Source organism: Isoptericola sp. NPDC056134 (assembly GCF_042264825.1).
GTDB lineage: Bacteria > Actinomycetota > Actinomycetes > Actinomycetales > Cellulomonadaceae > Isoptericola > Isoptericola nanjingensis.
On sequence record NZ_JBHJVM010000003.1, the window covers coordinates 167,479 to 180,814 of the forward strand.

General features: G+C 72.7%; 8 protein-coding genes. 1 reads left to right on the forward strand and 7 read right to left on the reverse strand.

The genetic code is table 11. The annotated features are described in order from the left end of the window. Window positions 1-158 precede the first annotated feature (158 nt). The 3 genes from ACFCZN_RS04695 to ACFCZN_RS04705 form a co-directional block, all read right to left on the reverse strand. Window positions 159-1,484 carry an ABC transporter substrate-binding protein gene (locus ACFCZN_RS04695; RefSeq protein ID WP_430555996.1) on the reverse strand — a complete coding sequence of 442 codons (1,326 nt, stop codon included), beginning with the start codon at window positions 1,482-1,484 and terminating at the stop codon, window positions 159-161. Window positions 1,485-1,549: 65 nt separating this feature from the next. Continuing rightward, on the reverse strand, window positions 1,550-3,664 hold the full coding sequence (locus ACFCZN_RS04700; protein ID WP_430555997.1) for an alpha-galactosidase: 2,115 nt from the start codon (window positions 3,662-3,664) through the stop codon (window positions 1,550-1,552). Between the two features lie 199 nt (window positions 3,665-3,863). Next, window positions 3,864-4,886, reverse strand: coding sequence for a LacI family DNA-binding transcriptional regulator (locus ACFCZN_RS04705; RefSeq protein WP_430555998.1), 1,023 nt, complete (start codon window positions 4,884-4,886; stop codon window positions 3,864-3,866). A 253-nt stretch (window positions 4,887-5,139) separates the two neighbouring features. On the opposite strand from ACFCZN_RS04705, the gene ACFCZN_RS04710 reads away from it, so the two are divergent. Next, window positions 5,140-7,749: a hypothetical protein gene (locus ACFCZN_RS04710; RefSeq protein WP_430555999.1), complete on the forward strand. Its 2,610-nt coding sequence runs from the start codon at window positions 5,140-5,142 to the stop codon at window positions 7,747-7,749. A gap of 168 nt (window positions 7,750-7,917) precedes the next feature. Here the strand turns inward: ACFCZN_RS04710 and ACFCZN_RS04715 are convergent, their stop codons facing one another. From ACFCZN_RS04715 to ACFCZN_RS04730, 4 genes are read right to left on the reverse strand one after another with little or no spacing between them, the layout of a single operon-like run. Further along, entirely contained in the window at window positions 7,918-10,050 is a 2,133-nt protein-coding gene (locus tag ACFCZN_RS04715) for a beta-galactosidase (protein WP_430556000.1), read from the reverse strand. 49 nt (window positions 10,051-10,099) lie between these two features. Then, window positions 10,100-11,011: a carbohydrate ABC transporter permease gene (locus tag ACFCZN_RS04720; protein WP_430556001.1), complete on the reverse strand. Its 912-nt coding sequence runs from the start codon at window positions 11,009-11,011 to the stop codon at window positions 10,100-10,102. Next, a complete protein-coding gene (locus ACFCZN_RS04725) occupies window positions 11,008-11,961 on the reverse strand; it encodes a carbohydrate ABC transporter permease (protein WP_430556002.1) in 954 nt (317 codons plus the stop codon). Before ACFCZN_RS04725 ends, ACFCZN_RS04720 begins: the two co-directional genes overlap by 4 nt. A 9-nt stretch (window positions 11,962-11,970) precedes the next feature. Next, window positions 11,971-13,305, reverse strand: coding sequence for an ABC transporter substrate-binding protein (locus ACFCZN_RS04730; protein ID WP_430556003.1), 1,335 nt, complete (start codon window positions 13,303-13,305; stop codon window positions 11,971-11,973). Window positions 13,306-13,336 lie beyond the last annotated feature (31 nt).

Consider the following 13,336-nt stretch of genomic DNA (forward strand, 5'->3'; position numbering starts at 1 on the left):
GGGGAGGGGGGGGGGGGGGGGGGGGGGGGGGGGGGGGGGGGGGGGGGGGGTGGGGGGGGGGGGGGGGGCTCTTTGGCGGGGGGGGGGGGGCTTCCCCCCCCCCCCCCCCCCCGGCGCGGCTCGGCTCGGCTCAGAGAGCGAGGCTCAAAGAACGAGGCTCAGAAGCCCTCGACGCCCTGGGCTCGGGCGAGCTGGGCGAACTGGTCCTGGGTCTGCTGGGCGACCTGCTCCGGCGTCGTGGACCCCTGGATCATGTCAGCCAGGTAGATGTACAGGTCAGGGTTGGCCACGGCCAGCGACTGCATCGACCCGACGGAGTCGGCGAGCGAGGCGTGGACGTCCTGCAGCGCCTGCGGCACGCCGTCGGGCGTGGGCACGTCGGGCTGCAGGGAGACGGTCTCCCGGTCGGCGACGAAGTCCGCGTACCCGTCGCCGAGCCAGAACGACAGCAGCTGACGCGCCGCGGCCTCGCGCTTCGCATCCCCGGTCTTGAACGCCACGAGCGCGTTGGACTGGTCGGGGATCACGGTGGCGACGTTGCCGCTGGGCGAGATCGGGAAGAACCCGATCGTGTCGTCGAGCTCCGCGGTGTCGGCCTTGGCCTGCAGCTGGCCGAAGAACGAGTTGACCTGCACCGCCATGGCGGCGTCGCCGGCGAGCAGCGCGTCGGCCTGGTCCTCCAGCGTCGCGGTCTTGATGTCGTCGTTGAACAGGCCGTCGTCGATGAGGCCCTGGTAGGTCTCGATGGCGCCGAGGATCGTCGGGTCGGTGAACTTCTCCTCGCCGGTGTTGACGCGGTCCCACAGGCCGTCGGCCGCGGCGTCGGCGAGCTGCACCTGCACCCACCACTGGGTCGCCCACCGGTCGCCGGCCATCTCGAAGAACGGGGTCTCGCCCTCGCCCTTCAGCGTGCGGCCGAGCTCGACGAACTCATCCCAGCTCTTCGGGGTGTCCTTGATGCCGTGCTCGGCGAAGACCTTCTTGTTGTAGTAGACGCCCTGGACCGCCGGGCTCGTGATGAGCGCGGCGTACCGGGTGTCGTCGAGGGTGCCGGTGATGTCCTTGACCTCGGGGCTGTAGGAGTCGAGCCACGGGGCGTCGTCGAGCGGCTGCAGGTTGGTGGGGGCGTTGATCGCGGTGAGCATCGACGCCGTCGGCTGCCAGAAGGCGAGGTCCGGCTTGTCGCCGGTGGCGACCTTGGTCTGGATGCCCTGCTCGTACGGGTCGGGGATCGTGACGATCTCGACCTTCGCGCCGGTGGCCTCCTCGAACGCGGCCGTGACCGCCTCGGGCACCGTGTTCGAGTTCTGGGCGGCCCAGATCGTCAGGGTGGTGCCGGTCAGGTCGGCGGTCTGCTCGGGCCAGTCGGCGGCCTGGGTCTCGCCCGCGTCGGCGCCACCGCCCGCGGTGGGGTCGCTGCAGCCGGTCAGTGCCAGTGCCGCCACGGCCGCGGCGGCTGCCGCGCCGGTCAGATACTTCCTCATATCAGCTCCTCGGAACTCGCCCGTCGTCAGCGATGACGCCGGGACCTGGCTGGACGACGGTGGTGCTACCGCGCGTCCTGATGGCGGATCTTCAGTACTCGTGCGCCGGGCTCCCCCGAGGCTGCGCGCAGCCTCAGGTACCCGTCCTCGGTGTCCGCCTCGAGCCCGGACACCGAGCCGTCGGCGGGGTAGGCCGCCTCGACGGTGCCGGGCGGCACCGGGACGGAGATCTCGTGCTCGTCCCCGCCGCGCCACCAGACGGCGAGCAGGGTCTCGGTCGCGGTGGTCCGGCCGACGGCCACCCAGGGCGACTCCCAGTCCGGGAGGCCGAGCGGCCACACCGGCACCGCGTCGCGCGCGGCGTCGTCCCAGGCCCGCGAGGCGCGCACACCCTCGGCCACGAGGGCGCGCTGGCGGGCGCTCATCCCGTCGAGCTTCCCGGACAGGTAGAGGCGGCCCGACAGGCCGGTCACCATCGTGAACACGATCTCCGCGTCCGACATCGACGGCTGCGGGTAGGCCCAGTTGCCCGCCTGCTCCGGCAGCACGGCCATGAGCGCGCCGGCCGCGACGGGCGGATAGCGCAGGGGCTCCTGCTGGTCGGTGGTCGACTGGAGCTCGAGCCGGGACAGCAGCCCGTTGTCGGCGCGCATCGCCCCGGAGGCGCAGTTCTCGACGACCAGGCCGGGGTGCCGTGCGAGCACGCCGTCGAGCCAGGTCAGGTACGCGCGGGTGTGGCGCAGCAGGCCGTCGCCGACGCTGTCGGCGTCCCGGTCGGTGCCGGGGCCCGGCGTGACGTTGTAGTCGAGCTTGAAGTAGCCCACGCCGTGCTCGTCGACCAGGCGGTCGACGACGTCGTCGAGGTGCTTGCGCGCCTGCTCGTCGCGCAGGTCCAGCAGGTAGCGGCCGTGCTCGACGATGCGCGTGCCGTTCCGCTGCAGGAACGCGTCCTCGGGGAGCTGCGCCGCGAGCGGGCTGCGGACGCCGATCACCTCGGGCTCGAGCCACAGCCCGGGCACCATGCCGGCGGCCCGGATCGCGTCGAGGACCCGGTCGAGGCCGCCGTCGGGGAAGCGCACGTGCGACGGCTGCCACTCCCCCACGGAGTCCCACCAGTCGCCGCCGTCGTCGTACCAGCCGGCGTCGACGCAGAAGTAGTCGGCACCGGCCTCGCCCGCCGCCGCGATCAGCGGCAGGAGCTTGTCGGTGGTGGGGTCGCCCATGAGCGTGTTCATGTAGTCGTTGAAGACGACGGCGCCGGCGGCGCGGGCGGGACGGCGGTCCGCCCGGCGGTGGCGGGTCAGCTCGCCGACCGCGGCCTGCCAGTCGCCGTCGGCCCAGGCGACCGACACGGGCACCGAGGTGAACTCCTCGCCGGGCCGCAGGCTGCGCAGCCAGGCGTGGTCGGCGTCGGTCGGTCCGAGCAGGCCGAGCACCAGCACCTCGCGGTCGTCCGCGGCGAGCCGGACGCCGAGCTCCGTCCGCCAGGGCCCGGGGTGCTCGACCTGCCACGCGAGGCTCGCCGTCGCCGTGGTGAGCGCCCCCGCCGGCGGGTGCTCCCCCGACGACCAGGTGCCGTGGCTGACGACCGCACGCGCACCGCGGGAGTCCTGGCGCTGGTGCGAGGTCAGGCCGAGCGCGGGCAGGCCGGTCTGGCCCCGCACGGGTCGGGACGACCAGCGCCACTCCCCCAGCCACTCGCTGTCGCCCTCGATCGACTCGACGTCGTCCAGCGCGTCGGGGCCGCACGGGTCGGCGAGCATGAGCGACGACACGGCCTGCAGCTGGACCGTCGCCGGTCCGGTGTTCCGCACCGTCGTCCAGGACTGCACGGACGAACCCCCCACGCGGGCGCGCAGGAACGAGTGCACCTCCAGGCCGCCGGCGTGGTCCCGCTGCACGACCTCGAGGCGCTCCCAGCCCGGCTCGCCCGTCACCTCGTGGCCCGCGTACCGCAGCCGGGCGCCGATCTCGGTGGCCGTGTTCCGCAGGTTGGCGGAACGGTGCCCGTGCCCGACGGCGAGGACCTCGACCAGCGGCTGCGCCTGCGGGCCGGGCCGTGCTCCCGCAGGGACCAGGGACACGGCGACCGGGCCGTCCTGGGGGCGGCGCACGACCAGCCGCAGGGCGCCGTCACCCCACGTCATCAGCTCCTGGCCCTCGTCGGCCCGATCCGGCATCGCTGCCTCGCTTCCTTCGCCACCATGGCGCGTCGTCGATGACGCTATGAAAGCGTCGATCATCTGAGAATGCAAGCCGCGACGGCGTCATAGTGGGTGAGATCTGATCGTCGATTTCAGGACGCGACGGCGGCACGGCGGCGCGCGCAGGCCGTCCCCTCCGCCGTTCCCCCAGGTCGCGGCACCCGCGGTCGTGCGCCTAGCGCGACGCGGGCCGCCCGGTCGACTGCCGCACGACGAGGTCGGGCACCATGCGCACCGACGGTCGCGGCTCGCCCGCCTCCATCCGGCCGACGAGGAGGCCGAACACCTGGTGGCCCAGCCCCACGAAGTCCTGCCGGACGGTGGTGAGCGGCGGCACCCACAGCTGGCTCAGGGGGTGGTCGTCGAAGCCGATGACACTGACGTCCCCGGGGATCGAACGGCCGGAGTCCACCAGCCCCTTCATCACCCCGATGGCGAGCTCGTCGTTGCCCGCCAGCACCGCGGTGGCGTCGTCGTCCCGGGCGAGGCGCACGCCGGCGTCGTAGCCGGCCAGCGGGTCCCAGCCCGCGTGGATCACCGGCGGCGGCTCGATCCCGGCGTCGCGCAGCGCCTCGCGCCACCCGACCATGCGCGCGCTCTCGACCCCCATGGACGGGATCGCCACGTGGTGGACGGTGCGATGCCCCAGGTCGAGGAGGTAGCGCGTGGCCTGGATGGCTGCGTGCCGGTCGTCCATGTAGGCGTGCGAGATCGCCTCGTCCGACGAGCCGCCGGAGGCGGCGGCGACGGCGGGCAACCAGGACGGCATCTGCGCGAGGGCGGCGACGCCGGGCGGGTCGAACTCCAGCACGACGGCGCCCGCCAGGGGTTGGCCGAGGGCGTGGTCGATGGCCCGCTCGACCGTGGCGCCGTCGGCCGTCTCCACCACGGAGATGACGACCATGTAGCCGGCCTGGCGCGCAGCCTCCTCGATGCCCTGGATGGTGGCCGCGTACCCGTAACGCGTGGTGTTGCCCGCGAAGACGGCGATCATCGAGCCGGCCTGGCTCGCCAGGGACCGGGCGGCCCCGTTGGGGCGGAAGCCCAGCTTCTTGACGGCCGCCATGACCCGCTCCCGCCGCTCCGCGCTGACGGGCACCGTCCCGTTGAGCACGCGCGAGACGGTGGGCACCGACACACCCGCCACGCGGGCGACGTCGGCGATGACGGGCGGCTTCACCCTCGGGACCTGGCTCACGCCGCAAGGTTACGCGACCGCGGCCCGCTCTTGTGGTCGAACGTGATTCACGCTTTCATGGCTCACGGCGCCCGACATCGACCGTCCAGGCGCTATCAGACCTACGAAGGAGTGGATCGTGCCCCAGCCACGTGAAAGCGTGCATCAGTTCGGCGTCCGGCGAGGCGCCGTCGCCGTCGCAGCGGCCGCCGCACTCGGCCTCTCCGCCCAGGCAGGATGGGCAGCGTCCGCCACCGACGAAGGAGAACGACCCGTGCCCGACGTCCTGTCCGTCGACTTCGCGCAGACCACCGGCAGCTTCCGCGGCGGCGCCACCGGGACGCTGTACGGCTTCGGCGACGACGGCGTGCCCACACAGGCGCTCATCGACGGCGCCCACATCACCAACTCGTCCCAGAAGGCGCCGTACGGCACCCAGCACCCCAGCGGCGACGCGCTGACGATCGAGGACGGGTTCTTCGCCAAGCACGGCCAGGGGCTGGCGATCTACATCCAGGACTACTACCCCGACTGGTCGTACAACGGCGGCAAGCGCCCCGGCGACGCCCGCACCTACGACCAGGCCACCGGCACGTACGTCGACGAGCCGAACGGCGTGTGGGACTACCTCGAGATCGTCGAGTTCGTCACGGAGGCCGTCGCCACCCAGTCCGACCACCCCGAGAAGTACCTGTTCATCCCCTTCAACGAGCCCGACGGCGGCAACTGGTACCCGGACTGGGCGGCGCAGAAGGACCAGTTCCTCGCGGACTGGCAGGCCACGTACGAAAAGATCCAGGAGGTCTACGACCGGCACGGGCTGGGCCACGCCCGTATCGGCGGCCCCGGGGACACCCGCTGGCAGCCCGAGCGGTCGGCCGACTACCTCACGTACGCGAAGGCCCACGGCGTCCTGCCGGACGTGTTCATCTGGCACGAGCTCGGCATCGACAACCTCGCCACCTTCCGATCCCACATGCGCGACTACCGGCAGCTGGAGCAGGACCTCGGCATCGACCCGATCCACGTGAACATCACCGAGTACGGGATGCTGCGCGACATGGGCGTGCCCGGGCAGCTCGTGCAGTGGCTGTCGATGTTCGAGGACGAGAAGGTCGACGCCCAGACCGCCTACTGGAACTACGCGGGGAACCTGTCCGACAACACCGCCCGCGCCGGCGGCGCCAACGCCGGCTGGTGGATGTTCAAGTGGTACGGCGACCTCGAGGGCAGCCAGACCGTCCAGGTCGACCCGCCGCACCCCGACACCGTCGACACCGTCCAGGGCATCGGCGCGATCGACGAGGACGACCGCCGCGCGACCGTCCTGCTGGGCGGCACCGACGAGGACGTCCGCCTCGACCTGTCCGGCCTGGACCGCCGCACCTTCGGCCAGAAGGTCGACGTCGAGGTCCGGGAGGTCACGCTGTCCGGGGCGCAGGGGCTGGCGAACACCCCGCGCGTGGTTCAGAGGATCGACGGTGCCCAGGTGCGCGACGGCGGGCTGGAGCTCGACCTCGACCCCTACGACCGGTACGCCGCGTACCAGGTCGTCGTGACGCCGGCGCGGGGCGCCGACGCGGCGCCCGAGGTCTGGACGACGAGCGTCGAGGCGGAGGACACCGCGCTCACCGACGCCCAGGTCTACGAGCAGGACCCCCAGGGCGGCGGTGGCTGGAAGTTCCTGGCCTCCGGCGGCCGCGACGTCGGCTCGTTCAACAAGGCGACGTCCCGCGCCGACTGGACCGTGACCGTGCCCCGCGACGGCACCTACCGCCTGCAGGTCATCGGTGCGACGCCCGGCGTCCCGGGGCGGCACGCCCTCTTCGTCGACGGAGCGCTCGACCAGCCGGTCCAGTACACCGCCGACCTCGCGCTCACCAGCGCCCAGAAGTGGCAGTACCGCGGCAGCACCGAGGTGCAGGTCGAGCTCACCGCCGGCGAGCACGTCCTCTCGCTGCGAGCCAGCGAGGACGGCACCACCCTCCTGCCGAACGCCGACATCACGCTCGACAAGCTCGTCCTGACCGACGTCAGCGACGGCGAGCCCACCGCCTACCCGGCGAGCACCATGCGCCTGGCCGGCGGGGCCCGCCTGGACTGGGACCGCGGCAACGCCCGCGGCTTCGCCCGCGTCCAGGGCGACGGGCAGCGCGCGGAGGTCTACGCCACCGCGATGGAGTCGGGCTACTACGACGTCACCGTGCGGCACACCACCACGCGGGCGTCCGACCTCACCCTGACGGTCAACGGGCGCGCGGCCACGTCGTTCGCCGTCCGCGGTCCCGGCGCCTGGACCTCCACGGCGCGCATCCACCTCGCCGAGGGCATCAACGAGCTCGAGCTCGCCTCCGACGCCGGGTCGTTCGTCGGCTCCGTGACGACCACGCGCGCGCCCGACGACGCGGCCGTCACCGTCCAGGCCGAGGACGCCGCGCTCCACGGCACCGCCGTCGTCGCCACGAAGTCCGCGGCGTCGGGCTCCAACGCCTCGGGCGGCAAGGTGGTCGAGTGGCTCGGCGACGGCGAGGCGAACTACCTCGAGATCGCCCGCGCCGCCGGCTTCGACGAGGCCGGCGACTACGACGTCACCGTGCGGTACGCCAACGCCGAGCTGTCCGGGAAGCACGACTACAACCCGCAGGTCGTCGACCGGGAGCTGCAGGTCACCGAGGGCGGCGCCGTCGCCGGGGCCACCCACTTCCGCTACACGTTCTCGTGGGACAGCTTCTGGGAGCGCACCGTCCCGGTGACCCTCGCGACGGCGGACCGGCCGCTCCGGTTCGGCAACCCCGACGCGTTCGCGCCGAACATCGACGCGATCACCATCGCGCCGCTCGTCGCCGGCGAGCCGTCCACCCAGCGGGTGACGGGCCGTCCCTGACGTCGCTGGCACGCCGTGAGGATGCCCGCCCCGAGCCGAGCTCGGGGCGGGCATCCGTCGTGACCGGGCCGCGTGGTCAGCGCCACCGCGCCGAGGAGTCCCCCGTCGCACCGCGGGAACGGCGTGGCGCGCCGGACCCCGAGAACGGGAGCGACTCCTCCGCGCGAGCTACGCGCCAGTTACCTCACGCAGCACGCGCACGTCCCAGTCGCCGAGGGTGATCTCCGTGCCGGCGGCGAGCACGGGCCGCTTGCCGCCGGCCCCGCGCTCGGCGAGCAGGTCCTCGACGTCGACGGGCAGGGCGACGGTCGCCGTGCCCCACGCCCAGTGGTGCACGAAGCGCACGGGACCCCGCACGCCGTCCGGGTCGAGACCGCCGGTGACGGTCACCGACTCGGGCCGATCGGTCGACGCCACCCACGCGTCCGCCGCCCCCTCGGGCACGGCCCAGCGCACGAGCGCCTCGCCGAGCTCCGGGTCCGGGTGGGTGCCCACGACGGTGATCCTCCCGCCGTCGTGGGCGCGGGTGGTCGCCGCGGGCCAGCGGCCGAAGTGCGGGTGCTCGTACGAGGCCAGCACCTCCGCGCCGTCGGAGGCCACCAGACCGTCGACCCAGCGCGTGGCGGTGGCGCCGGCGGGCAGGTCGAGCACCGTGCTGCGCACGGGCAGCGCGTCCACGGTGGAGAACTCGTCGTAGGAGACGCCCGCCGCGGCGGCGAGCCGCGCCGGCTGGCGGTCCTCGCGGGCGCGGGCCTCCGTGTCGGCGCACCCGGAGCGGATGCCGAGCACGAGGTGGCCGCCGGCCGCGGCGTAGTCCCGCAGCCAGTCGAGCTGCTCGTCGGAGGCCACGTAGAAGCCGGGCACGACGAGCACCGGCAGCTCCGCGACGACGTCGGCCGGGGTGCGGGAGAACAGGTGCCGCGGGTGGATCACGCGGGCCTGCCGCCGGGCGTCGAAGGCGGCCCGGTACCAGGCGTCGACGATGCGCTCGTAGGAGCCGCGGTCGGGCCGGGTGCCGCCGAACGGGGGCTGGAACGCGAGCGCCCACTTGGAGTCGTTGGCGTAGAGGATGCCGAGGTCGGCCTCGGGCACGAGCCCGACGACGTCGTCCCCGGCGCGCTGCAGGTCCTCGCCGAGCGCGGCGATCTGGTGGTACACCCGGCCGGGCGTGTTGCTGTGCGGCAGGACGCCGCCCCAGTACGTCTCGGTGCCGTACGGGAGGGTGTGCCAGTGCCAGTACTCGATGGCACACGCGCCGCGGGAGACCAGCGCCCAGGCGGCCTGGCGCCACTGGCCGTCGTACGCGGTCTCGTTGAGGCTCGACCCCCAGATCGACGCCGCGTCCGTCTCGGTCACCAGGAACGGCGCCTGCCGCGAGGACCACATGCGGTCCGCCGAGCGGTACACCGACCAGGCGCCGGTGGTGAACCACTCCTGGTCGGTGCGGGCGTGCGCCTGGTCGGGCAGCGCGAGGTGGTGCTGCATCCGGTAGTACGGGTTGCCCGCCGTCACGTCGATCACCTGCGCCAGGGCGTCGTCCTCCAGCGCCGGCCGGGCGTAGGCCATGCAGGTGGTAACGAACTGGTCGGGCCGCGCGTACTCCCGCACGACGTCGGCCTGCCAGCCGATGAGCTCCGTGGTGAGGCGGGCCTGGAAGCGGCGCCAGGCGAGGTCGTACTGGGGCTGCGCGTTGTTGTCGGGAGTCCACAGGTCGGCCCACGTGGACAGCCGGTGCGACCAGTAGGTCAGCCCCCACTCCTCGTTGAGCCGCTCGACGCTCCCGTACTCGCGGCGCAGCTCGTCGACGAACCGCTGGAAGACGCCGTGGTTGTGGAACAGCTCGTTGCCGGGCTCGTTGTCCACCTGGAAGCCGATGACGGCGGGGTGGTCGGCGTACCGCTCGACGACGCGGCGCACCACGCGCTCGGCGTGGAACCGGAACGCCGGGTGCGTGAAGTCGGCCTCCTGGCGCGCGCCCCAGCCGATCCGGTCGCCGGTGGACCGCTCGCCCGCGATCTCCGGGTACTTGCGGGCGAGCCACATCGGCACGGCGTAGGTGGGGGTGCCGAGAATGACGGAGATGCCGCGCTCGTGCGCGCCGTCGAGCACCGGCTCCAGCCAGTCGACGTCGAACCGGCCGTCCTCCGGCTCCCAGGTGGACCACACGGACTCACCCACGCGGATCACGGAGAAGCCCGCCTCGACCATGAGGTCGAGGTCCTCCTCCAGCCGGGGGGTGCGCTGGTACTCGAGGTAGTAGGCGGCGCCGAAGAGGACCTTCGGGGGCAGGTAGTCGGTCATGGTGTCCTTCGGGTCGGGGTGTGCGGGTGGAACGGTGGGAGCGGGGGCCTCAGCCCTTGACCGCCCCGGCGGACAGGCCCTCCAGGAGCTGCTTGCGCAGCAGGAGGAAGACGATGATCATCGGCACCGACGCGAGGACGGCGCCCGGCAGCACGAGGTCGATCGCGCGGTTCTCGGACGAGAACAGGATGTTCAGCCCGAGCGGCAGCGTGTAGTGGTTGACGTCGGAGACGATGACCAGCGGCCACAGGAAGCTGTTGTACGACTGCAGGAAGCTCCAGACGGCGAGCGCCCCGAGCGACGGCCGCAGCAGCGGCAGCACCACGCTGAGGAAGGTGCGGAACTCCGAGCAGCCGTCGATCCGGGCAGCCTCGAGGATCTCGTCGGGCACGGACTGCACGATGTACTGCTGCATCATGAAGATGCCGAAGGCCGGCGCCACCCAGGGCACGACCAGCGCGAACCAGGGCGTGCCGAGCCCGGTCTTGACGAGCAGCACGAACAGCGGCACGAGGATGACGGCGAACGGCACGGCGAGCGAGCTGAACATCACGGAGAACAGCGCCTGCTTGCCGCGGAAGCGGTACTTGGCGAAGCCGAACCCCGCCAGGGCGCACACGAACACCGAGACGACGGTGGCCACCGTGGCGACGCCCACGCTCATGCCGAACCAGCTCCAGAACGGCTGGCTGCTCAGCAGGTTCGTGTAGTTCTCGAGCGTCACGGACGAGGGGATCAGCCGCAGCGGCTCGCCGAAGATGTCGGCCCGCGGCTTGAAGGACCCGGAGAGCGCGAACAGCAGCGGCAGCACGAACACCGCGAGCAGCACGACGAGCAACGCGTAGAGCGCGACGCGGCGCGGGGTGAGGCGGCTGGTGCCGCGCGGCCTGCGTCGCCGCGGCGGGGGCACACCGACGGAGGTGGCCGGGCGGGCAGGGCTGGTGACGGTGGCGGCGGTCATGCGGCCCTCCCGATCTGCAGCGCCCGGTTGAGCAGCTGGCTGACGGCGAACACGAGGACGAAGAGGAGGACGCCGGCGGCCGCGGCGTACCCGAACTGCTGGCGCTCGAAGGCGGCGCGGTAGACGAACATCGCGAGCGAGAGGGTCGACTCCCCCGGGCCGCCGCCGGTCAGCAGGTACGGCTCGTCGAAGAGCTGGGCCGCGCTGATGAACGACGTCACGACGACGAACGCGGTGACGGGCTTGATCGCCGGGAGCGTCACGGTGGTGAAGGAACGCACCGGGCCGGCGCCGTCGAGCTCCGCCGCCTCGTACAGCTCGCGCGGCACGGCCTGCAGCCCCGCGAGGAAGAAGATCGTGAGGTAGCCGACCCAGCGCCACAGGAGCACGAAGCTCACCGAGGCCCTGGCCCAGCTCGGGTCGGTGAGCCAGTCCACGCCGGGCAGCCCGAAGGCCGCGTGCAGGAAGCTGTTCACCAGGCCGTACTCGGTGTCCAGCAGCATCGAGAAGATCAGCGCGACGACGATGGGCGAGACCACCATCGGCACGAAGTAGGTGACCCGGAACAGGTCGCGGGCCCGCAGCCCCCGGGCGTTGAGCGCCTGGGCGATGAGCAGCGAGCACGGGACCACGAGGACGACGGCGACCAGCACGTAGAGGCCCGAGTTGCCGGCCGCGGTCCAGAAGCTCGAGTCGCCGAGCAGGTTCCCGTAGTTGCGCAGCCCCACGAAGTCCGGCGTCCCGAGCCCGACCCAGGAGGTCAGGCTGAGGAACAGCGCGGCCACGATCGGCACGATCATGAACAGCACGTACAGCAGGTAGAAGGGCGCGATGAACAGGTACGGCGCGCGCTGGGTCGCGGCGGAGGGCAGGGTGCGCCGCGCGGCGGCGCCCGAGGGCGCGGTCCTTCGGACGACGGCGGTCGGTGCTGCGGAGGCGAGAGACGACATCGGTGTCCCCTATCGGTCGGCCTGGCTGCGGAACGTCTCGGCGGCCTGCGTCAGCGCCTGCGACGGCGTGCTGCGGCCGCGGTAGGCGTCGACGAGGGCTCCGGCGAGGACGGTGTTGAGGATCTGGATGTCGGGGCTGAGGTAGACGGCCGGCGCCTCGTCGACGAGGTCGGCGAAGACCTCGAACGCGCGCTGCCCGCCCAGGTAGTCGTCCTCGAGCGTGAGGAGACGCTGATCCTGGTAGGCCGACCGGCGGGTGGGCAGGTAGCCGAGGTCCTTGAAGCGGCGGACCTGCTGGTCGGGGTCGAGGTACGCCGCGGCGACGAAGTCCGCGGAGGCCGCCGTGCGCGGCGACCCGGTGACTGCGGCGAAGCCGGTGCCGCCGCCCACGCTGGTGCGCCCGCCGCCGCCCGCGAAGGGCGGCAGCGCGCCGATCCGCCACGCGCCCGCCTGCTCGGGGACGTTGGGCTTAAGGCCGTAGGCCTCGTACCAGCTGGGCATCGCGATCCCGAGGATCCGGCCCTGCTTGAGCGCCGCCTGCATGGCCGGCCCGTAGACGTCCGAGACGGTCGACAGGAAGCCCGACTGCACCCCGTCGACGAGGAACGTCAGGACCTCCTCCGCCTCCGGGGTCTCGATGCTCAGCTCGCCGTCGGCGTCGAACAACCCGCCGCCGCGCTGGAGCAGCGGGATCCAGAACTGCTGCACGACCTGGCCGAGGTCGGTCCCGGTCACGACCGTGCCGAGCGACTGCCCCGTCTTGTCGTGGACCTTCGCGCCGATCCGCGCGAGCTCCTCCCACGACTCGAACTCCGTGGGGATGCCGAGCTCGGTGAACACGTCGTCGCGGCGGTAGTAGACGACCATCGGCACGTCGGAGTCGAGGGCGTAGAGGTGACCGTCGCGGGAGAACGGCGCGAGGCGCGCCTCGATGAGGTCGTCGCGCACATCGGCGACGGCGCCGTCCAGCGGCTCCAGGAGCTCGGGGGCGAGGTCGCCGCGCAGCAGCCGCGCGAAGTTGCCGATCTCCAGGCCCGCGACGTCGGGCATCCCGCGGCCGGCGACCGCCTGCGCGATGAGCTTGGTGACGAGGTCGTCCGCCGCGATCTGCAGCGGCTGGAGCGAGTAGCGGTACGACGTCGCGCGGTCGGCGAGCTCGACCGCACCGGAGAAGAAGTCGATGTAGCCCTGGTCGTGCGTCCAGAACAGGAGGTCGACGTCGCCGGACGTCATGGGAGGGGCGGCGGCGGAGCGGGTCGCGCACCCGGCGACCGTCGGGCCGAGGGCCGCGGCGGAGCCGAGCACGAGCGCGCTGCGGAGCAGGTCGCGCCGGGAGATGGTCATGGGGAGTCCTCCTCGTTGAGGCTGCCGTGTC